The organism is Pseudomonas sp. Sample_20 (assembly GCF_004307585.1).
Classification (GTDB): Bacteria; Pseudomonadota; Gammaproteobacteria; order Pseudomonadales; family Pseudomonadaceae; genus Aquipseudomonas; species Aquipseudomonas atacamensis.
The window spans coordinates 16,711-36,852 of sequence record NZ_RCOA01000131.1; the positions used below are offsets into that span (position 1 = coordinate 16,711).

18 protein-coding genes and 1 pseudogene are annotated in these 20,142 nt (G+C 60.5%); 13 read left to right on the forward strand and 6 right to left on the reverse strand.

Annotated features, from left to right (window positions below; genetic code table 11):
* Positions 1 to 2: 2 nt before the first annotated feature.
* The 12 genes from nuoE (at position 3) to D8U70_RS26590 (ending at position 13,142) form a co-directional block, all read left to right on the forward strand.
* The gene (nuoE, locus tag D8U70_RS26535; RefSeq protein ID WP_003223804.1) at positions 3 to 500 is read left to right on the forward strand and encodes an NADH-quinone oxidoreductase subunit NuoE; all 498 of its coding nucleotides are present in this window, start codon (positions 3 to 5) and stop codon (positions 498 to 500) included.
* Positions 497 to 1,852, forward strand: a complete 1,356-nt coding sequence (gene nuoF / locus D8U70_RS26540) for an NADH-quinone oxidoreductase subunit NuoF (protein WP_024013417.1) — start codon at positions 497 to 499, stop codon at positions 1,850 to 1,852. The genes nuoE and nuoF overlap by 4 nt, the downstream gene beginning before the upstream one ends.
* 136 nt (positions 1,853 to 1,988) lie before the next feature.
* Positions 1,989 to 4,703 carry an NADH-quinone oxidoreductase subunit NuoG gene (gene nuoG / locus D8U70_RS26545; protein ID WP_130930117.1) on the forward strand — a complete coding sequence of 905 codons (2,715 nt, stop codon included), beginning with the start codon at positions 1,989 to 1,991 and terminating at the stop codon, positions 4,701 to 4,703.
* Complete coding sequence (gene nuoH / locus D8U70_RS26550) at positions 4,700 to 5,707, forward strand: NADH-quinone oxidoreductase subunit NuoH (protein ID WP_122750602.1); 1,008 nt, start codon at positions 4,700 to 4,702, stop codon at positions 5,705 to 5,707. Before nuoG ends, nuoH begins: the two co-directional genes overlap by 4 nt.
* Positions 5,708 to 5,718: 11 nt before the next feature.
* A complete protein-coding gene (gene nuoI, locus D8U70_RS26555; protein WP_016775283.1) occupies positions 5,719 to 6,267 on the forward strand; it encodes an NADH-quinone oxidoreductase subunit NuoI in 549 nt (182 codons plus the stop codon).
* 9 nt (positions 6,268 to 6,276) lie between these two features.
* Positions 6,277 to 6,777, forward strand: coding sequence for an NADH-quinone oxidoreductase subunit J (gene nuoJ / locus D8U70_RS26560; protein ID WP_007951462.1), 501 nt, complete (start codon positions 6,277 to 6,279; stop codon positions 6,775 to 6,777).
* Between the two features lie 3 nt (positions 6,778 to 6,780).
* Positions 6,781 to 7,089 (forward strand): NADH-quinone oxidoreductase subunit NuoK, encoded by a 309-nt coding sequence (nuoK, locus tag D8U70_RS26565; protein ID WP_003180046.1) that lies wholly within the window; start codon positions 6,781 to 6,783, stop codon positions 7,087 to 7,089.
* A complete protein-coding gene (nuoL, locus tag D8U70_RS26570) occupies positions 7,086 to 8,939 on the forward strand; it encodes an NADH-quinone oxidoreductase subunit L (protein WP_024013419.1) in 1,854 nt (617 codons plus the stop codon). The genes nuoK and nuoL overlap by 4 nt, the downstream gene beginning before the upstream one ends.
* A 39-nt stretch (positions 8,940 to 8,978) precedes the next feature.
* Positions 8,979 to 10,511 (forward strand): NADH-quinone oxidoreductase subunit M, encoded by a 1,533-nt coding sequence (nuoM, locus tag D8U70_RS26575; RefSeq protein ID WP_016775285.1) that lies wholly within the window; start codon positions 8,979 to 8,981, stop codon positions 10,509 to 10,511.
* Between the two features lie 7 nt (positions 10,512 to 10,518).
* Complete coding sequence (gene nuoN / locus D8U70_RS26580; RefSeq protein WP_024013420.1) at positions 10,519 to 11,982, forward strand: NADH-quinone oxidoreductase subunit NuoN; 1,464 nt, start codon at positions 10,519 to 10,521, stop codon at positions 11,980 to 11,982.
* Positions 11,983 to 12,336: 354 nt separating this feature from the next.
* Positions 12,337 to 12,768 (forward strand): type II toxin-antitoxin system prevent-host-death family antitoxin, encoded by a 432-nt coding sequence (locus D8U70_RS27845; RefSeq protein WP_163032913.1) that lies wholly within the window; start codon positions 12,337 to 12,339, stop codon positions 12,766 to 12,768.
* Entirely contained in the window at positions 12,765 to 13,142 is a 378-nt protein-coding gene (locus D8U70_RS26590) for a type II toxin-antitoxin system VapC family toxin (RefSeq protein WP_130930118.1), read from the forward strand. Before D8U70_RS27845 ends, D8U70_RS26590 begins: the two co-directional genes overlap by 4 nt.
* A 203-nt stretch (positions 13,143 to 13,345) precedes the next feature.
* Here D8U70_RS26590 and D8U70_RS26595 read toward each other — a convergent pair whose 3' ends face one another.
* Genes D8U70_RS26595 through D8U70_RS26620 form a run of 6 tightly spaced genes read right to left on the reverse strand, consistent with a single transcriptional unit; the run spans position 13,346 to position 19,298 of the window.
* Positions 13,346 to 15,088 (reverse strand): ABC transporter substrate-binding protein, encoded by a 1,743-nt coding sequence (locus D8U70_RS26595; RefSeq protein WP_016775286.1) that lies wholly within the window; start codon positions 15,086 to 15,088, stop codon positions 13,346 to 13,348.
* A gap of 47 nt (positions 15,089 to 15,135) precedes the next feature.
* Positions 15,136 to 15,408 (reverse strand): DUF2160 domain-containing protein, encoded by a 273-nt coding sequence (locus tag D8U70_RS26600; RefSeq protein WP_038861868.1) that lies wholly within the window; start codon positions 15,406 to 15,408, stop codon positions 15,136 to 15,138.
* Positions 15,409 to 15,418: 10 nt separating this feature from the next.
* Complete coding sequence (locus D8U70_RS26605; RefSeq protein WP_024013421.1) at positions 15,419 to 16,219, reverse strand: carbohydrate ABC transporter permease; 801 nt, start codon at positions 16,217 to 16,219, stop codon at positions 15,419 to 15,421.
* A 9-nt stretch (positions 16,220 to 16,228) separates the two neighbouring features.
* Complete coding sequence (locus D8U70_RS26610; protein WP_007912484.1) at positions 16,229 to 17,095, reverse strand: sugar ABC transporter permease; 867 nt, start codon at positions 17,093 to 17,095, stop codon at positions 16,229 to 16,231.
* Positions 17,092 to 18,204: an ABC transporter ATP-binding protein gene (locus D8U70_RS26615; protein ID WP_073471307.1), complete on the reverse strand. Its 1,113-nt coding sequence runs from the start codon at positions 18,202 to 18,204 to the stop codon at positions 17,092 to 17,094. The genes D8U70_RS26610 and D8U70_RS26615 overlap by 4 nt, the downstream gene beginning before the upstream one ends.
* Positions 18,204 to 19,298 (reverse strand): ABC transporter ATP-binding protein, encoded by a 1,095-nt coding sequence (locus tag D8U70_RS26620; protein WP_016775291.1) that lies wholly within the window; start codon positions 19,296 to 19,298, stop codon positions 18,204 to 18,206. Before D8U70_RS26620 ends, D8U70_RS26615 begins: the two co-directional genes overlap by 1 nt.
* Positions 19,299 to 19,682: 384 nt before the next feature.
* Here D8U70_RS26620 and D8U70_RS26630 point away from each other — a divergent pair.
* Positions 19,683 to 20,142, forward strand: a pseudogene (locus D8U70_RS26630) (sigma-54-dependent Fis family transcriptional regulator); the annotation flags it as partial.

Genomic DNA, 20,142 nt, shown 5'->3' on the forward strand with positions numbered 1-20,142 from the left:
GCATGAACAGCACGCTTATCCAGACAGACCGTTTCACCTTGAGTGAAACCGAGCGCTCGGCCATCGAGCACGAGCTGCATCACTATGAAGACCCGCGCGCGGCGTCGATCGAAGCCCTGAAGATCGTGCAGAAGGAACGCGGCTGGGTGCCGGACGGCGCCCTTTACGCGATCGGCGAAATCCTCGGCATCCCGGCCAGCGACGTTGAAGGCGTGGCGACGTTCTACAGCCAGATCTTCCGTCAACCGGTCGGCCGTCACATCATTCGCGTCTGCGACAGCATGGTCTGCTACATCGGCGGCCACGAGTCGGTGGTCAGCGAAATCCAGAACAATCTGGGCATCGGCCTGGGTCAGACCACCGCCGACGGTCGTTTCACCCTGCTGCCTGTCTGCTGCCTCGGCAACTGCGACAAGGCACCGGCGCTGATGATCGACGACGACACCTTTGGCGACGTGCAGCCTGCTGGCGTGGCCAAACTGCTCGAGGGCTACGTATGACCCTGACATCTTTTGGTCCAGCCAACCGCATCCAGCGCTCGGCCGAGACGCACCCGCTGACCTGGCGTCTGCGCGATGACGGCGAAGCCGTGTGGCTTGACGAGTACCAGGCCAAGAACGGTTACGCCGCTGCGCGCAAAGCCTTCGCCGAGATGGATCAGGACGCCATCGTCCAGACCGTCAAAGACGCTGGCCTCAAAGGTCGCGGCGGTGCCGGCTTCCCCACTGGCGTGAAGTGGGGCCTGATGCCCAAGGACGAATCCATCAACATCCGCTACCTGCTGTGCAACGCGGATGAAATGGAGCCGAACACCTGGAAAGACCGCATGCTGATGGAGCAACTGCCCCATCTGCTGATCGAAGGCATGCTGATCAGTGCCCGCGCGCTGAAAACCTACCGTGGCTACATCTTCCTGCGCGGCGAATACACCACCGCCGCCAAGCACCTCAACCGTGCCGTGGAAGAAGCCAAGGCGGCCGGCCTGCTGGGCAAGAACATTCTCGGTTCGGGTTTCGATTTCGAGCTGTTCGTCCACACCGGCGCCGGGCGTTACATCTGCGGTGAAGAAACCGCACTGATCAACTCCCTCGAAGGCCGCCGCGCCAACCCGCGCTCCAAGCCGCCCTTCCCTGCCGCCGTCGGCGTGTGGGGCAAGCCGACCTGCGTGAACAACGTCGAAACCCTGTGCAACGTGCCGGCGATCATTGCCGACGGCGTTGACTGGTACAAATCGTTGGCCCGCGAAGGCTCCGAAGACATGGGCACCAAGCTCATGGGCTTCTCCGGCAAGGTCAAGAACCCGGGCCTGTGGGAACTGCCATTCGGCGTCACCGGTCGTGAACTGTTCGAAGATTACGCCGGCGGCATGCGCGACGGCTTCAAGCTCAAAGCCTGGCAACCAGGGGGTGCCGGTACCGGTTTCCTTCTGCCTGAGCACCTCGACGCACAAATGTACGCCGGCGGTATCGCCAAGGTCGGCACCCGGATGGGTACCGGTCTGGCGATGGCGGTGGACGACAGCGTCAACATGGTCTCGCTGCTGCGCAACATGGAGCAGTTCTTCGCTCGCGAATCCTGCGGTTTCTGCACCCCGTGCCGCGATGGTTTGCCGTGGAGCGTCAAGCTGCTGATGGCCATCGAACAGGGCAAGGGCCAGCCGGGCGACATCGAGACCCTGCTGGGTCTGGTCGGTTTCCTCGGCCCGGGCAAGACCTTCTGTGCTCACGCACCGGGTGCCGTGGAGCCGCTGGGCAGCGCGATCAAATACTTCCGTCCAGAGTTCGAAGCCGGTATCGCGCCTGTCAGCGCCGCCGTCCCGCCTCTGGCAAGGCCGATCGTAGTCGGCGCGTAAACGCTTAAAAAGGCGAAGGGTCCGTGCCCTTCGCCTTTCGTCCGATGACGCCCTCCGGGGCTGTTTGGATTCGGACGCATAACAAGATTCCATTAGCCACGCCCGCTGACACCGGGCCAACGAAGACCTTTGAACCATGGCCACTATCCACGTAGACGGCAAAGCGCTCGAAGTCGACGGGGCAGACAACCTGTTACAGGCATGTCTGTCGCTGGGCCTCGACATACCATATTTCTGCTGGCACCCCGCGCTTGGTAGCGTCGGGGCCTGCCGCCAGTGCGCGGTCAAGCAGTACACCGACGAGAACGACACCCGTGGTCGCATCGTCATGTCCTGCATGACCCCCGCCACCGACAACACCTGGATCTCGATCGACGATGAAGAATCCAAGGCGTTCCGCGCCAGTGTTGTCGAATGGCTGATGACCAACCACCCGCACGACTGCCCGGTGTGCGAGGAAGGCGGTCACTGCCACCTGCAAGACATGACAGTGATGACCGGCCACAACGAGCGCCGTTATCGCTTCAGCAAACGTACCCACCAGAACCAGCAACTCGGCCCGTTCATTTCCCACGAAATGAACCGCTGCATCGCTTGCTACCGCTGCGTGCGTTTCTATAAGGACTACGCCGGCGGCACCGACCTCGGTGTGTTTGGCGCCCACGACAACGTGTACTTCGGTCGCGTTGAAGACGGCACCCTCGAAAGCGAGTTCTCCGGCAACCTCACCGAGGTCTGCCCGACCGGCGTGTTCACCGACAAGACTCACTCCGAGCGCTACAACCGCAAGTGGGACATGCAGTTCGCCCCGAGCATCTGCCATGGCTGCTCGAGCGGTTGCAACATTTCCCCGGGCGAGCGTTACGGTGAACTGCGTCGCATCGAAAACCGTTTCAACGGTTCGGTGAACCAGTACTTCCTCTGCGACCGTGGCCGTTTCGGTTATGGCTACGTCAACCGCACCGACCGTCCACGTCAGCCGCTGCTGGCCGATGGCACCAAGCTCGGCCTCGACGCTGCGCTGGACAAAGCCGCTGACCTGCTGCGCGGACGCAACATCGTCGGCATCGGTTCGCCGCGTGCCAGCCTCGAAAGCAACTACGCGTTGCGCGAACTGGTCGGTGCCGAGCACTTCTATTCGGGTATCGAAGCCTCCGAGCTGGAGCGCATCCGTCTGGTCCTGCAAGTGCTGAACGACAGCCCGCTGCCAGTGCCGAACATGCGCGACATCGAAGACCACGACGCGATCTTCGTTCTCGGCGAAGACCTGACCCAGACCGCTGCGCGCATGGCGCTGGCTCTGCGTCAGTCGGTCAAGGGCAAGGCTGAAGACATGGCCGAAGCCATGCGCGTCCAGCCTTGGCTCGACGCGGCGGTGAAGAACATCGGCCAGCACGCGCTGAACCCGCTGTTCATCGCCAGCCTCGCCGAAACCAAGCTCGACGACGTCGCTGAAGAATGCGTACACGCAGCTCCGGATGATCTGGCGCGCATCGGTTTCGCCGTGGCTCACGCGCTGGACGCCAGTGCCCCGGCCGTTGAAGGTCTGGACACCGAAGCCCTGGAACTGGCGCAGCGCATCGCCGATGCCCTGCTCGCCGCCAAGCGTCCGCTGATCATCGCCGGTACTTCGCTGGGCTCCAAAGCCCTGATCGAAGCTGCCGCGAACATCGCCAAAGCCCTGAAGCTGCGCGAGAAGAACGGTTCGATCAGCCTGATCGTGCCGGAAGCCAACAGCCTCGGTCTGGCCATGCTCGGTGGCGAATCGGTCGACGCCGCGCTGCAAGCGGTCATCGATGGCAAGGCCGACGCTATCGTCGTGCTGGAAAACGATCTGTACACCCGCACCGCCAAAGCCAAGGTCGATGCCGCACTGAACGCCGCGAAAGTAGTGATCGTTGCCGACCATCAGAAAACCGCCACCACCGATCGCGCGCACCTGGTTCTGCCAGCGGCAAGCTTCGCCGAGGGCGACGGCACGCTGGTCAGCCAGGAAGGCCGCGCCCAGCGTTTCTTCCAGGTTTTCGATCCGCAATACCTGGACGCGAGCATTCTGGTGCACGAAGGCTGGCGCTGGCTGCACGCCCTGCGCGCGACCCTGCTGAACCAGCCGATCGACTGGACGCAACTCGACCACGTCACCGCCGCCGTTGCCTCGAGCACCGCGCAACTGGCGCGCATCGTCGATGCTGCACCGTCGGCTGCTTTCCGCATCAAGGGTCTGAAACTGGCCCGTGAGCCGCTGCGTTACTCCGGTCGCACCGCCATGCGCGCCGACATCAGCGTTCACGAACCACGCACCCCGCAAGACCAGGACACCGCGTTCGCCTTCTCCATGGAAGGTTACTCGGGCTCCGCCGAACCGCGTCAGCAGGTGCCATTCGCATGGTCGCCGGGCTGGAACTCGCCACAAGCGTGGAACAAGTTCCAGGACGAAGTCGGTGGTCATCTGCGTGCTGGCGACCCGGGCACACGCCTGATCGAAAGCACCGGTGATTCGCTGAGCTGGTTCGCTGCTGCTCCGCGCGCATTCAATCCGGCGCCGGGTACCTGGCAAGCCGTGCCGTTCTTCCACCTGTTCGGCAGCGAAGAAAACTCTTCGAAAGCCGCCCCGGTACAGGAACGCATTCCGGCACCTTACGTCGCGCTGGCGAAATCCGAAGCGGATCGCCTCGGCGTCAACGACGGTGCCCTGCTGAGCCTGAACGTGGCCGGCCAGACCCTGCGTCTGCCGCTGCGCATCAATGAAGAACTGGGCGCCGGTCTGGTGGCATTGCCTGCGGGCATCGCCGGCATTCCACCGGCATTCGCCGGCGTATCCGTCGACGGTCTGCAGGAGGCAGCGCAATGACCTGGTTCACCCCTGAAGTGATCGATGTGATCCTGACGGTCATCAAAGCCATCGTGATCCTGCTGGCCGTGGTGGTCGCGGGCGCCTTGCTCAGCTTTGTCGAACGTCGCCTGCTGGGCTGGTGGCAGGACCGTTACGGTCCGAACCGCGTTGGCCCGTTCGGCATGTTCCAGATCGCCGCCGACATGCTGAAGATGTTCTTCAAGGAAGACTGGACCCCGCCGTTTGCCGACAAGGTGATCTTCACTTTGGCACCGGTGGTGGCCATGTCCGCCCTGCTGATCGCCTTCGCGATCATCCCGATCACCCCAACCTGGGGCGTGGCGGATCTGAACATCGGCCTGCTGTTCTTCTTCGCCATGGCCGGTCTGTCGGTGTACGCGGTGCTGTTCGCCGGCTGGTCGAGCAACAACAAGTTCGCTCTTCTCGGCAGCTTGCGTGCCTCGGCGCAGACCGTGTCCTACGAAGTGTTCATGGGCCTGGCCCTGATGGGCATCGTGGTCCAGGTCGGTTCGTTCAACATGCGCGACATCGTCGAGTACCAGGCGCAGAACCTGTGGTTCATCATTCCGCAGTTCTTCGGCTTCTGTACCTTCTTCATCGCTGGTGTCGCCGTGACTCACCGTCACCCGTTCGACCAGCCGGAAGCGGAACAGGAACTGGCCGACGGTTACCACATTGAATACGCCGGTATGAAATGGGGCATGTTCTTCGTCGGTGAATACATCGGCATCATCCTGATCTCGGCGCTGCTGGTCACCCTGTTCTTCGGTGGCTGGCACGGTCCGTTCGGCATCCTGCCGCAACTGTCCTTCGTCTGGTTCGCACTGAAGACCGCGTTCTTCATCATGCTGTTCATCCTGCTGCGCGCTTCGATCCCGCGTCCGCGTTATGACCAGGTGATGGATTTCAGCTGGAAATTCTGCCTGCCACTGACCCTGATCAATTTGCTGGTGACCGCTGCGGTTGTGTTGATGAACACGCCTTCGGTTGCGGTTCAGTGAGGATTTGACCCATGTTCAAATATATTGGCGACATCGTTAAGGGTACCGGTACCCAGTTGCGCAGCCTGGTCATGGTCTTCGGCCATGGCTTTCGCAAGCGCGACACCCTGCAATACCCCGAGGAGCAGGTCTACCTGCCGCCGCGTTACCGTGGCCGCATCGTCCTGACCCGCGACCCCGATGGCGAAGAACGCTGCGTAGCCTGCAACCTGTGCGCCGTGGCCTGCCCGGTGGGTTGCATCTCGCTGCAGAAAGCTGAAACCGAAGACGGTCGCTGGTACCCGGACTTCTTCCGCATCAACTTCTCGCGCTGCATTTTCTGCGGCCTCTGCGAGGAAGCCTGCCCGACCACCGCGATCCAGCTCACCCCGGATTTCGAGATGGCCGAGTTCAAACGTCAGGACCTGGTGTACGAGAAAGAAGATCTTTTGATCTCCGGCCCCGGCAAAAACCCTGATTACAACTTCTATCGTGTTGCAGGTATGGCAATCGCTGGCAAGCCGAAAGGCGCTGCGCAGAACGAAGCCGAACCGATCAACGTGAAGAGCTTGCTGCCTTAAGGAAGAACGATGGAATTCGCTTTCTATTTCGCATCGGGTATTGCTGTGGTGTCCACGCTGCGTGTGGTCACCAACACCAACCCCGTGCACGCCCTGCTCTACCTGATCATCTCGTTGATCGCCGTTGCCATGACCTTCTTCGCCCTCGGCGCGCCGTTCGCCGGTGTGCTGGAAGTGATCGCCTACGCCGGCGCCATCATGGTGCTGTTCGTGTTCGTGGTGATGATGCTCAACCTGGGTCCCGCCTCAGTGCAGCAGGAACGCACCTGGCTCAAGCCCGGCATCTGGGCAGGACCGGTGATTCTTGCCGCGCTGCTGCTGGCCGAACTGCTGTATGTGCTGTTCGCTCACCAGAGCGGTCAGGCCATCGGCCACACCACCGTAGACGCGAAAGCCGTGGGCATCAGCCTGTTCGGCCCGTACCTGCTGGTAGTCGAACTCGCCTCGATGCTGCTGCTTGCCGCAGCCGTCACGGCGTTCCATTTGGGCCGTAACGAGGCGAAGGAGTAAGACATGCCTGCTATCCCTCTCGAACATGGTTTAGCCGTTGCCGGCATCCTGTTCTGCCTTGGTCTGGTCGGCCTGATGGTCCGCCGCAACATTTTGTTCGTGTTGATGAGTCTGGAAGTGATGATGAACGCCTCTGCCCTGGCCTTCATCGTTGCGGGCGCCCGCTGGGCGCAGCCGGATGGACAGATCATGTTCATCCTGGTGATCAGCCTTGCCGCAGCCGAGGCCAGTATTGGCCTGGCGATCCTGCTGCAACTGTATCGCCGCTTCCACACGCTCGATATCGACGCTGCCAGTGAGATGCGCGGATGAACCTACTCTTTCTGACTTTCGTATTCCCTCTGATCGGGTTCCTGTTGCTGTCGTTCTCGCGCGGCCGCTTCTCGGAAAACCTCTCGGCGCTGATCGGTGTCGGTTCGATCGGCCTGTCGGCCATCGTCACCGCTTACGTGATCTGGCAATTCAACGTCGCACCGCCGGAGGGTGGCGTGTACACCCAGGTGCTGTGGCGCTGGATGTCGGTGGAAGGTTTCCAGCCGAACTTCGCGCTGTACCTGGATGGCCTGTCGGTGACCATGCTCGGTGTGGTCGTCGGCGTCGGCTTCCTGATCCACCTGTTCGCGTCCTGGTACATGCGTGGCGAAGACGGTTACTCGCGCTTCTTCTCGTACACCAACCTGTTCATCGCCAGCATGCTGTTCCTGATCCTCGGCGATAACCTGCTGTTCATCTACTTCGGCTGGGAAGGCGTGGGCCTGTGCTCGTACCTGTTGATCGGTTTCTACTACAGCAACCGCAACAACGGTAACGCGGCACTCAAGGCGTTCATCGTCACCCGCATCGGCGACGTGTTCATGGCCATCGGCCTGTTCATCCTGTTCCAGCAACTGGGCACGCTGAACGTCCAGGAACTGCTGGTACGTGCGCCGGAGCACTTCAAGGTCGGCGACTTCTGGATCGTTCTGGCAACCCTGATGCTGCTCGGTGGCGCTGTCGGCAAATCGGCTCAGCTGCCACTGCAGACCTGGCTCGCGGATGCGATGGCCGGCCCTACCCCGGTTTCGGCACTGATCCACGCCGCGACCATGGTCACCGCCGGTGTCTACCTGATCGCCCGTACCCATGGTCTGTTTGCCTTGGCGCCGGACATCCTGCACCTCGTCGGCATCGTCGGTGGCGTGACCCTGGTACTGGCCGGTTTTGCCGCGCTGGTGCAGACCGACATCAAACGTATCCTCGCCTACTCGACCATGAGCCAGATCGGCTACATGTTCCTGGCGCTGGGCGTTGGCGCCTGGGAAGGCGCGATCTTCCACCTGATGACCCACGCCTTCTTCAAGGCCCTGCTGTTCCTTGCTTCCGGTGCGGTGATCGTTGCCTGCCACCACGAGCAGAACATCTTCAAGATGGGCGGTCTGTGGAAGAAACTGCCACTGGCCTACGCCAGCTTCATCGTCGGTGGTGCCGCGCTGGCCGCTCTGCCACTGGTTACCGCAGGCTTCTACTCCAAGGACGAAATCCTCTGGGAAGCGTTCGCCAGCGGTAACCAGGGTCTGCTTTACGCAGGTCTGGTCGGTGCGTTCATGACGTCGCTGTATACCTTCCGCCTGATCTTCATCGCGTTCCACGGTGAAGCCAAGACCGAAGCCCACGCCGGCCACGGCATTGCCCACTGGCTGCCGCTGTCGGTGCTGATCGTGCTGTCGACTTTCGTCGGCGCGATGATCGTGCCACCGCTGCACGGCGTACTGCCGCAAAGCGTCGGGCATGCCGGTGGCGAAGCCAAGCACAGTCTGGAAATCGCCTCGGGCGCCATCGCCCTGGCCGGTATCCTGCTGGCAGCGCTGCTGTTCCTTGGCAAGCGTCGCTTCGTCACGGCGATCGCCAACAGCGGCATCGGCCGTTTCCTTTCGGCCTGGTGGTTCGCTGCCTGGGGCTTCGACTGGATCTACGACAAACTGTTCGTCAAGCCGTACCTTGCGATCAGCCATGTACTGCGCAAAGACCCGCTCGACCAGACCATCGGTCTGATCCCGCGTATGGCCAAGGGTGGTCACACTGCCCTGAGCCGCACCGAGACCGGTCAACTGCGTTGGTACGCCGCCTCGATGGCTGCTGGTGCCGTGCTGGTGATCGGCGCCATCGTGCTGGTAGCGGTCTGATATGAACCTTGCGAATTTGCGAAAGGAAACGAGCCCGTCATGATTCTGCCTTGGCTAATCCTGATCCCCTTCATCGGCGGCCTGCTGTGCTGGATGGGTGAGCGCTTCGGCGCTACCCTCCCGCGCTGGATTGCGCTGTTGACCATGACCCTGGAACTCGCGCTCGGCCTCTGGCTGTGGGCCCACGGTGACTATTCATTCGCACCGGCGCCGGGCGCCGATCCGACCTGGGCGCTTGAGTTCAAGCATGTCTGGATCCAGCGTTTCGGCATCAACGTGCACCTGGCCCTCGACGGCCTGTCGCTGTTGATGATCCTGCTGACCGGTCTGTTGGGTATCCTCTCGGTACTCTGCTCGTGGAAAGAGATTCAACGTCACGTTGGCTTCTTCCACCTCAACCTGATGTGGATTCTGGGCGGTGTGGTCGGCGTGTTCCTCGCCCTCGACCTGTTCATGTTCTTCTTCTTCTGGGAAATGATGCTGGTGCCGATGTACTTCCTCATCGCGCTCTGGGGTCACAGTTCTTCGGACGGCAAGAAAACCCGGATCTACGCGGCGACCAAGTTCTTCATCTTCACTCAGGCGTCCGGCCTGATCATGCTGGTGGCGATCCTCGGTCTGGTGCTGGTCAACTTCAACAACACCGGCGTGATCACCTTCAACTACGCCGACCTGTTGAAAACCAAGATGTCGATGACCACCGAGTACATTCTGATGCTCGGCTTCTTCATCGCTTTCGCGGTCAAGCTGCCCGTCGTACCGTTCCACTCCTGGCTGCCTGATGCTCACGCCCAGGCACCGACTGCCGGTTCCGTCGACCTCGCCGGTATCCTGCTGAAAACCGCGGCCTACGGTCTGCTGCGTTTCGCCCTGCCGCTGTTCCCGAACGCTTCGGCCGAGTTCGCGCCGATCGCCATGACCCTGGGTCTGATCGGGATCTTCTACGGCGCGTTCCTGGCGTTCGCACAAACCGACATCAAGCGTCTGATTGCCTTCTCTTCCGTTTCCCACATGGGCTTCGTGTTGATCGGTATCTACTCCGGCAGCCAACTGGCGCTGCAAGGCGCAGTGATCCAGATGCTGGCGCACGGTCTGTCGGCAGCGGCACTGTTTATCCTCAGCGGTCAGTTGTACGAGCGTCTGCACACTCGTGACATGCGTGAGATGGGCGGTCTGTGGTCGCGTATCGCTTACCTGCCGGCGATCAGCCTGTTCTTCGCTGCGGCGTCGCTGGGCTTGCCGGGCACCGGTAACTTCGTCGGCGAATTCCTGATCCTGATTGGCTCCTTCGCCAGCGCTCCATGGGTCACGGCGATTGCCACGTCCGGTCTGGTGTTCGGTTCGGTCTACTCGCTGATCATGATCCACCGTGCCTACTTCGGCCCGTCGAAATCCGACGCGGTGCTGCACGGCATGGACGCGCGCGAACTGATCATGGTGCTCGGTCTGGCGGTGCTGCTGATTTACCTCGGCGTCTACCCGCAACCGTTCCTCGACACCTCTGCCGCCACCATGCATGGCGTGCAGCAGTGGCTCGGCACCGCCTTCTCTCAACTCGCTTCGGCCCGGTAAGAGCGCTATGGAATTCACGATTCAACACTTTATTGCGCTTGCGCCACTGTTGATCACCAGCCTCACCATTATCGTGGTGATGCTGGCAATCGCCTGGCGCCGCAACCACTCGCAGACCTTCCTGATTTCGGTGGCGGGTCTGAACCTGGCCCTGCTGTCGATCCTGCCTGCGTTGAAAGTCGCGCCTCTAGCCGTGACCCCGTTGCTGCAGATCGACGCGTTTGCCTGCCTGTACATGGCGATGATCCTGGTCGCCACCCTCGCCTGCGTCACCCTCGCCCACGCCTATTTGGGTGATGGCGGTTCGGGTTACCCGGGCAATCGCGAAGAACTGTACCTGCTGATCCTGATGGCCGCCGCCGGTGGTCTGGTGTTGGTCAGCGCGCAGCACCTGGCCGGGTTGTTCATCGGTCTGGAACTGCTCTCGGTACCGGTCTACGGTCTGGTGGCTTACGCCTTCTTCAACAAGCGTTCGCTGGAAGCCGGCATCAAGTACATGGTGCTGTCGGCCGCCGGTTCCGCGTTCCTGCTGTTCGGTATGGCGCTGCTCTACGCCGACGCCGGTTCGCTGAGCTTCGTTGGCATCGGTCAGGCCCTGGCTGCAACCGGCCTGCCAAGCCCGCTGGCGCAACTGGGCCTGGGCATGATGCTCATCGGTCTGGCGTTCAAGCTGTCGCTGGTACCGTTCCACCTGTGGACGCCGGACGTCTACGAAGGTGCACCGGCACCGGTGGCGGCGTTCCTCGCTACCGCTTCGAAGGTCGCAGTGTTTGCGGTGATGGTGCGTCTGTTCCAGCTCTCCCCTGCTGCCAGCAGTGGTGTGCTGAGCGATGTGCTCAGCGTTATCGCGGTCGCCTCGATCCTGTTCGGTAACCTGCTGGCCCTGACCCAGAGCAACCTCAAGCGTCTGCTCGGTTACTCGTCGATTGCGCACTTCGGCTATCTGCTGATCGCGCTGGTGGCGAGCAAGGGTCTGGCGGTGGAAGCCATCGGCGTCTATCTGGTGACTTATGTAATCACCAGCCTCGGCGCGTTCGGCGTGATCACCCTGATGTCGTCGCCGTACAACGGCCGCGACGCTGACGCGCTGTACGAGTACCGCGGCCTGTTCTGGCGCCGTCCGTACCTGACCGCCGTGCTGACCGTGATGATGCTGTCCCTGGCCGGCATCCCGCTGACCGCCGGCTTCATCGGCAAGTTCTACATCATCGCCAGCGGCGTCGAAACGCGTCAGTGGTGGCTGGTCGGCGCATTGGTACTGGGCAGCGCCATCGGCGTTTTCTACTACCTGCGCGTGATGGTCACCCTGTACCTGATCGAGCCTAACCTGCGTCGCCACGACGCCCAGCTGCACTGGGAACAGAAGGCAGGCGGCGTGATGCTGCTGGCCATCGCCCTGGTCGCATTCTTCCTGGGCGTGTACCCGCAGCCATTGCTGGTGCTGGTACAGCAGGCGGGTCTGGCGGGCTGATTGCTCGGCTGATCTGGCTGGAAATGAAAACGGCACCTTCGGGTGCCGTTTTTTGTTTGTAGCAGAAGTCGATATCGCCGGCGTTTGTGCAAGCGTCATCGCGGGCAAGCCCGCTCCCACAGGTGTGTGTGTGTGGCTCATAGCATCAGGGTGCATCGCTCCTGCAGTCTCGTGTACTGCCTGGGTTCTGGATACAGCATGAAAGCGTTTTGTACGATATTTTACCGGCCCACTTGCATCCTTATACAAACTCCGAAAGCTCTCTCCTTAAGCTCCGTTTCGTCCTACAGCCAACCCCGGAGAACAGTTCTAAGGTAGGTGCCCTGGCAGGTAGATATTGAATCGAGGCGGGTAATGAAACGAGATATCTTTTGTGAGTTGATGGAAGGTGTCGATGCTTTGGCTGCCCAGCGACAATGCAATGTTGCGCAACTGCACTATCAGCGCAGGTCGACGGATAGGACGCTTGGCTGCACGGAGCATTGGCGCGACTTTGCAGCGCTGAAATATTCTGGCTATATTTATCCAGAATACAGAGGTGAGCTGATGATCATCGTTCCGCTGGCTGAGGCCAAAAACAATTTATCGAAACTCGTCGATGATGCCGCTGCTGGCCAAGTCATCACGATTGCCAAGCATGGGCGGGCGATGGCTCGTCTTGTTCCGATAGGGAGATCCAGCGCACAGCGCATTGGCGCGATGAAGGGCAAACTCGTACTGCCCCAAGATTTCGACTCACCTCTTTCCGACGAAATATTGGATGCATTTGAAGGCACGCAGGCATGAGGCTTCTGCTTGACACGCATATTCTGCTCTGGACGCTAAGTGATGATGCCAGACTGACCACCAACGCCAGAAAAATCATTGAAAATGCAGCTGATATCTACGTGAGCGCGGCAACATTCTGGGAAATGGCGATCAAGGTCGGACTTGGAAAGCTGAATGTCGACCTGGAAGAAATCCGTCAATATTGCATTGATAGCGGGTTTATTGAATTGCCAGTGAGCGCAGAACACGCGATTGCGGTGAAAGATCTTGAACACCATCACCGGGATCCGTTTGACCGCATTATTGTGGCCACAGCAATGACCGAGCCGATGAAGCTGCTCACGGCTGATCCTTTGGTGGCTCAGTACACCGATCTGGCCGTTCTGGTCTGACCCAGCGGTGGCAAGTCAGTCGACATCATTGTGTTTTGCACATCGCTTTCGCGAGCAGGCTCGCTCACACAATGGATAGGTCTGCTCAAAACATCCGATGACACCTTAGGTCCTGTGAGAGCGAGCCTGCTCGCGAAAGCCGCAGATCAGGCAGCAAAGAAAACGGCACCTTCCGGTGCCGTTCGCTTCTCACATTTCCAACATCACTTGCGCGCATCCGCCCAGGATTTCAGCAGTTCGCTATAGCTCACGGTTTCGCCCTTCGGCTTCTCGTTGGCCAGTTTCGGCTTCGGTGCGCCCGGTTGATCGAACCAGTATTGCGCATCGCGTTCCGGGTTCATTTTTGGTGCGCAAGTGGCCTGGGCCTTGGAGCGTTCGAGGCGTTCCATGATGCGGTCCTGATCCTTGGCCAGGCCATCGAGCGCTTGTTGCGGTGTTTTCTCGCCGCTGGCCGCTTCGGCAATATGGCTCCACCACAGCTGAGCGAGACGTGGATAGTCGGGCACGTTGGTGCCGGTCGGCGACCATTGCACACGGGCCGGGCTGCGATAGAACTCGACCAGACCACCGAGTTTCGGCGCCAGATCGGTCATGGCCTGCGAGTTGATGTCCGACTCGCGAATAGGTGTCAGACCGACGATGGTTTTCTTCAGCGAAACAGTTTTCGACGTGACGAACTGCGCGTACAGCCACGCCGCGAGTTTCTGTTTCTCAGGCGTGGATTTCATGAACGTCCACGACCCCACATCCTGATAGCCGAGCTTCATGCCCTCTTCCCAATACGGGCCTTTAGGCGACGGCGCCATGCGCCATTTCGGCGTGCCGTCGGCGTTGACCACCGGCAGGCCGGGTTTGGTCATGTCGGCGGTGAACGCGGTGTACCAGAAGATCTGCTGGGCAATGTTGCCCTGCGACGGCACCGGGCCGGACTCGGAGAAAGTCATGCCGGCCGCTTCCGGTGGCGCGTATTTCTTCAGCCAGTCGACGTATTTGGTGGTGGCAAACACGGCCGCCGGGCCGTTGGTGTCGCCGCCGCGGGTCACGCTTGAACCGACGGGATGACAGTCTTCGACGCGGATGCCCCACTCGTCCACCGGCAAGCCGTTGGGCAGTCCCTTGTCGCCGCCACCGGCCATGGAGAACCAGGCATCGGTGAAGCGCCAGCCCAGCGACGGGTCTTTCTTGCCGTAATCCATGTGGCCGTAGACGCGTTTGCCGTCGATTTCCTTGACGTCTTCGCTGAAGAATTTGGCGATGTCTTCATAGGCCGACCAGTTCACCGGCACGCCTAATTCGTAGCCGTATTTTTCCTTGAACTTGGCTTTCAGATCGGCGCGTTCGAACCAGTCGGCACGGAACCAGTACAGGTTGGCGAATTGCTGGTCGGGCAGCTGATAGATCTTGCCGTCCGGCGCAGTAGTGAAAGAAATGCCGATGAAGTCCTTGATGTCGAGGGTTGGCGAGGTGAAGTTCTTGCCCTCGTTGGCCATCAGGTCGGTGATCGATTCGGTCTTGCCGTAGCGAAAGTGCGTGCCGATCAGGTCAGAGTCGTTGACCCAGCCGTCGTAGATGTTCTTGTCCGACTGCATCACCGTCTGCATTTTCTCGACCACGTCGCCTTCCTGCAGCAGGTCGTGGGTGAGTTTGATCCCGGTGATTTCGCTGAAGGCCTTGGCCAGCACCTTGGACTCGTATTCGTGGGTGGTCAGGGTTTCGGAAACGACCTTGATGTCCATGCCACGAAACGGCTCGGCGGCCTTGATGAACCACTTCAATTCTTCAAGCTGCTGTTCGGCCGTCAGGGTCGAGGGCTTGAACTCGCTGCCGATCCATTTTTTCGCAGCATCTTCGTAGGCGTCGGCCCAGGCAGATGCGCTCAGACCGCTGAGTGCCAGCATGGCTGCCAATGAAATGCTATGTCGCAGCTTATTGTTTTTATCGAACATAGAGACCTCCTGTTTAAGTTGTGGAGCCGCGTTGCCGAACGATTCGACTAGCCCCAACGCATCACAGCCAACAGCCACACCAGGGACAACGCGGACGCCACCCAGATGCTCCAGTCGGTGACGCCGATTACCAGCAAATGCAGGTAGGCGCTGCCGAGAAGACCGATAAACAAGCGATCGCCACGGGTGGTGGCAATCGGCAGAAACCCGCGCCGCAGAATGCTCGGCGAGCGCAATTCCCAGGTGGTCATGCCCACCAGAATCAGACCGATGCCGATGAAGAACGCGGCGGTCGGTGTCGTCCAGCTCATCCATTCCATCATCAGCTCCTCATACCCGACCGAGGGCAAAGCCCTTGGCCACGTGGTTGCGTACAAACCAGATCACCAGCATGCCCGGCAGGATGGTCAACACCCCCGCCGCTGCCAGCACGCCCCAATCGATCCCCGACGCCGACACCGTGCGCGTCATCACCGCCGCAATCGGCTTGGCGTTGACCGAGGTCAGCGTGCGCGCCAGCAGCAGCTCGACCCAGGAAAACATGAAGCAGAAAAACGCCGTGACGCCGATACCGGAACCGATCAACGGGATGAAAATCTTCACGAAAAACTTGGGGAAACTGTAGCCGTCGATGTAGGCCGTTTCGTCGATCTCCTTGGGCACGCCGGACATGAAACCTTCGAGAATCCACACCGCCAGCGGCACGTTGAACAGGCAGTGCGCCAAAGCCACGGCGATGTGCGTGTCGAACAGGCCGATCGACGAATACAACTGAAAGAACGGCAGCAAGAACACCGCCGGCGGCGCCATGCGGTTGGTCAGCAGCCAAAAGAACAGATGCTTGTCGCCGAGGAAACGATAGCGTGAAAACGCGTAAGCCGCCGGTAACGCCACGCTCAGGGAAATCACCGTGTTGAGGCTGACGTAATACAGCGAGTTCAGGTAGCCGGTGTACCAGCTCGGATCAGTGAAGATCACCTTGTAGTTCGCCAGCGTGAAGTCCTGTGGGAAAAGCGTCAGCCCGCCGAGGATTTCGGTGTTGCTCTTGAATGACATGTTCAGCAGCCAGTAGATCGGCACCAGCAGGAACAGGATGTAGACCAGCAACGGAATAAGCTTTTTCTTGCTCATGGCCGGGCCTCAGCGGTTGGCGTCGGAGTGCGTCATGGCGGTATAGAACAGCCACGACACCAACAGGATGATCAGGAAGTACACCAGCGAAAACGCCGCTGCCGGACCGAGGTCGAATTGCCCTACAGCCATCTGCGTCAACGTCTGACTCAAAAAGGTCGTGGCATTGCCCGGCCCGCCGCCGGTGAGCACGAACGGCTCGGTGTAGATCATGAAACTGTCCATGAAACGCAGCATCACCGCGATCAGCAGTACGCTTTTCAGTTTGGGCAATTGAATGTGGCGGAACACTGCCCAGGCCGAGGCGCGGTCGATCCGCGCGGCCTGGTAATAGACGTCGGGAATCGCCCGCAAACCGGAGAAACACAGCAGCGCGACGAGCGAAGTCCAGTGCCAGACGTCCATCACCAGCACCGTCACCCAGGCGTCCATGGTGTTGGCCGCGTAGTTGTAGCTGATGCCCATCGCGTTGAGGCTGGAACCGAGCAGGCCGATGTCGGCGCGGCCGAAGATCTGCCAGATGGTGCCGACCACGTTCCACGGAATCAGCAGCGGTATCGCCAGAATGATCAGCACCACCGAAGACCAGCGGCCCTTGGTCGGCATGGTCAGCGCGACGGCGATGCCCAGCGGGATTTCAATCAGCAGCACGCAGGCGGAATAGATGAACTGGCGCAGCAGCGAGTCGTGCAGACGCGGATCAAGCAACACTTGCTTGTACCAGTCAGCACCAACGAAGTAGCGGCTGGACTGGTCGAAGATGTCCTGCACCGAATAGTTGACCACGGTCATCATCGGGATCACCGCACTGAACGCCACCAGCAGGAACACCGGCAACACCAGCCACCAGGCCTTGTTGTTCTGCACTTTGTTCATGGCTGCGCCTCCTCGTCGCTGACTTCCAGGAGAAATTCGTCGGCATAGACCATCAGCCATTGCGCCGGGAAGCTGATGTAAGCCGTGCCCTGAGGCACCGGTTTGTCTTCAGCCAGACGCACCTTCAACGGTGCGCCGTCGAGGTTGAGGGTCATGATCTTGTAGGTGCCGAGGTCTTCGACGTGTACGACTTCGGCCTGCATCGCGTCGTCAAACGGCTCGTCCCACACATGAATGAACTCGGGGCGGATGCCGACCTTGAGATTTTTCCACTGGCCGTGCTCGATATGGCGCTGCAAGGCGTCGGATAACGGCAGGTGCGTTGAGGCGAAACCGACGCCACCGGGCTGCGGCTGCACCTCGATCAGATTCATCCCCGGGCTGCCGATGAAATAGCCGACAAAGGTGTGGCTCGGCCGCTCGAACAATTCCCGTGGTGTACCGAACTGGACGATCTGACCGCCGTACATCACCGCGATCTTGTCAGCGAAGGTCGAGGCTTCCAGTTGATCGTGGGTGACGTAGACCATGGTGATGTTGAACTGCTCGTGGATCTGCTTGAGCTTGCGCCGCAGCTTCCACTTCAGGTGCGGGTCGATCACCGTCAGCGGCTCATCGAAGAGGATTGCCGAGACGTCGTCGCGCACCAGGCCACGGCCCATGGAGACTTTCTGCTTTTCGTCGGCGGTGAGATTGCGCGCTTTCTTGCTCAGCAGATTCTGCAGATCGAGCACTTCGGCAATTTCCTGCACCTTGCTGTGCACTTTCGCCTCGGCCATGCCCTGATTACGCAGCGGGAAAGCGAGGTTGTCGAACACGGTCATGGTGTCGTAGACCACCGGAAACTGGAAAACCTGGGCGATGTTGCGCTTCTCCGGCGTGAGGTCGTTGACCGCTTTGCCGTCAAACAACACGTGGCCCTGGGACGGGCTGAGCAGGCCGGAAATGATGTTGAGCAAGGTCGACTTGCCGCAACCGGACGGGCCGAGCAAGGCGTAGGCGCCGCCCTGCTCCCAGACGTGATCCATCTCGCGGATCGCGTAATCCTCCGCGCCGCTCGGGGTTTTGCTGTAGCTGTGGGCGAGGTGCTGCAAACGGATTTCGGCCATCAGGCAACCCTCGCGACACGCCGGCCCGGTGCTTGCACCAGACGGCCCTGCGCATCGAAAACGAACAGTTTGTGGGTCGGGATATAGATGCGGATCGGCGCATCGACGTCGTATTCGTGAACCCCGGGCAAGTGCAGCACCAACAGAAAGTGCTCGTTGCGCACATGCAGGAAGGTTTCCGAGCCGCTGATTTCGGCGACCTCGACGGTCACCGCCAGTTCGAGGTCGTCATCGTTGCTCGGCACCAGCGAGATATGGCTCGGGCGTACACCGAAGCGGAACTCGCCCTCGCCCACCGGGCGCAGATCGACGTTCAGCGGAAAGTGTACGAAGTTGGCGAAGCTGACTTCGTTGCCGGCAATGCGTCCCGGCATGAGGTTGATCGGCGGCTCGGAGAACAATTCAGCGGCGAGCACCGATTGCGGTTGGTGATAGACCTCGGTCGACGGCCCGCTCTGGATCACCCGGCCTTCGTGCAGGATGGTGGTGGTGCCGCCGAGGGCCAGCGCTTCGTTGGGCTCGGTGGTGGCGTAGATGGCGATGGTGTGGCGGGCCTTGAACAGCTCGCGCATTTCCTGACGCAGCTCTTCGCGCAGCTTGTAGTCGAGGTTGACCAGCGGCTCGTCGAAGAGGATCAGTTCAGCATCCTTGACCAGCGCGCGGGCCATGGCCGTGCGCTGTTGCTGCCCACCGGAGAGCTCCAGCGGATAGCGCTGCAAGAACTTCTCGATGCGCAGCATGCGTGCGGTTTCCTGCACCTTGCTGTGGATGATCTCTTTCGAGATGCCGGCCTGGCGCAGTGGCGAGGCGATGTTCTCGAACACCGTCATGGTCGGGTAATTGATGAACTGCTGATAGACCATCGACACGTTGCGCAGCCGCACCGGGCGCTGGGTGACGTCGACGCCGTTCATCAGCACGCGGCCGCTGTCGGGCTTGTCGAGGCCGGCCATCAGGCGCATGAGGCTGGTCTTGCCGGACAGGGTGCGCCCGAGCAGAACGTTGAAGGATCCGGGTTCGAATTTCAGGCACGCATCGTCGATCCAGATCTGGCCCTCGACGGTACGGCTGACGTGCTCCAGGGTGAGTGACATGGCTCGGCCTTTGTTATTTTTGGAGTCAAGCGACCGGAGCAACAGAGCGACATTCGTGCCAGAAATGGCAAGTGCTTGATTTGTCTTGAGAAGCAGTGTTTACGGGGGCAAGCGGCGTTCACAGCTGAACACTTTTGAACAGTCGGAGTGATTGACAATGAACAATAGTGAACAACACTCTATGCACGCTTTTGCCCAATCCTGAATGCAAAATGGATCCCCTGTGGGAGCGAGCCTGCTCGCGAAAGCGGTGTGTCATTCAATGAATGCATTGACTGAACCGACGCTTTCGCGAGCAGGCTCGCTCCCACAGGGGGATTTGCGTAGTTTGGAAGATCGGGTTCATAACAATAATAAAATCGCTGCACTCAGAGGCTCGCCCCCATGGCCGCACCTGCTTCGCCGCTGTCCCACGACGCGATCGTCCAGACCTCCTGGCAACGTTGCCGCGCGTTCGGCCTCGACCACCAGAGCGCCCCGGCCTTCGATCAATTGCCCGCCGCCGGCATTGCGCGGTTGCTCGACAGCCATCACTCGCTGGTGCAGACCACGCATCAGGAAGTCCTGCCCTACTACGAAAACATCCTCAGCAACTCCAACTGCCTGATCATGCTCGCCGACAATCAGGGTCAGGTGCTGACCTCATGGGGCACACAGCGCTTTATCGAACCGAATCTGGCCCGGGGCTTTCAGGCCGGGGCGAGCTGGATGGAGCGCAGCAGCGGCACCAATGCGATCGGCACCGCACTGGCCTGTGAGCAAGCGGTGCACATCGAACACGACGAACATTTTCTCAAGGCCAACCGCTTCATGACCGGCTCCGCCGCGCCGATTTTCGACGCCG

Excerpts from the sequence above, each read along its gene's own strand:
- nuoE (WP_003223804.1), top strand. The coding sequence starts at position 3 with ATGAACAGCACGCTTATCCAGACAGACCGTTTCACCTTGAGTGAAACC.
- nuoF (WP_024013417.1), top strand. The coding sequence starts at position 497 with ATGACCCTGACATCTTTTGGTCCAGCCAACCGCATCCAGCGCTCGGCC.
- nuoG (WP_130930117.1), top strand. The coding sequence starts at position 1,989 with ATGGCCACTATCCACGTAGACGGCAAAGCGCTCGAAGTCGACGGGGCA.
- nuoH (WP_122750602.1), top strand. The coding sequence starts at position 4,700 with ATGACCTGGTTCACCCCTGAAGTGATCGATGTGATCCTGACGGTCATC.
- nuoI (WP_016775283.1), top strand. The coding sequence starts at position 5,719 with ATGTTCAAATATATTGGCGACATCGTTAAGGGTACCGGTACCCAGTTG.
- nuoJ (WP_007951462.1), top strand. The coding sequence starts at position 6,277 with ATGGAATTCGCTTTCTATTTCGCATCGGGTATTGCTGTGGTGTCCACG.
- nuoK (WP_003180046.1), top strand. The coding sequence starts at position 6,781 with ATGCCTGCTATCCCTCTCGAACATGGTTTAGCCGTTGCCGGCATCCTG.
- nuoL (WP_024013419.1), top strand. The coding sequence starts at position 7,086 with ATGAACCTACTCTTTCTGACTTTCGTATTCCCTCTGATCGGGTTCCTG.
- nuoM (WP_016775285.1), top strand. The coding sequence starts at position 8,979 with ATGATTCTGCCTTGGCTAATCCTGATCCCCTTCATCGGCGGCCTGCTG.
- nuoN (WP_024013420.1), top strand. The coding sequence starts at position 10,519 with ATGGAATTCACGATTCAACACTTTATTGCGCTTGCGCCACTGTTGATC.
- D8U70_RS27845 (WP_163032913.1), top strand. The coding sequence starts at position 12,337 with ATGAAACGAGATATCTTTTGTGAGTTGATGGAAGGTGTCGATGCTTTG.
- D8U70_RS26590 (WP_130930118.1), top strand. The coding sequence starts at position 12,765 with ATGAGGCTTCTGCTTGACACGCATATTCTGCTCTGGACGCTAAGTGAT.
- D8U70_RS26595 (WP_016775286.1), bottom strand. The coding sequence starts at position 15,088 with ATGTTCGATAAAAACAATAAGCTGCGACATAGCATTTCATTGGCAGCC.
- D8U70_RS26600 (WP_038861868.1), bottom strand. The coding sequence starts at position 15,408 with ATGGAATGGATGAGCTGGACGACACCGACCGCCGCGTTCTTCATCGGC.
- D8U70_RS26605 (WP_024013421.1), bottom strand. The coding sequence starts at position 16,219 with ATGAGCAAGAAAAAGCTTATTCCGTTGCTGGTCTACATCCTGTTCCTG.
- D8U70_RS26610 (WP_007912484.1), bottom strand. The coding sequence starts at position 17,095 with ATGAACAAAGTGCAGAACAACAAGGCCTGGTGGCTGGTGTTGCCGGTG.
- D8U70_RS26615 (WP_073471307.1), bottom strand. The coding sequence starts at position 18,204 with ATGGCCGAAATCCGTTTGCAGCACCTCGCCCACAGCTACAGCAAAACC.
- D8U70_RS26620 (WP_016775291.1), bottom strand. The coding sequence starts at position 19,298 with ATGTCACTCACCCTGGAGCACGTCAGCCGTACCGTCGAGGGCCAGATC.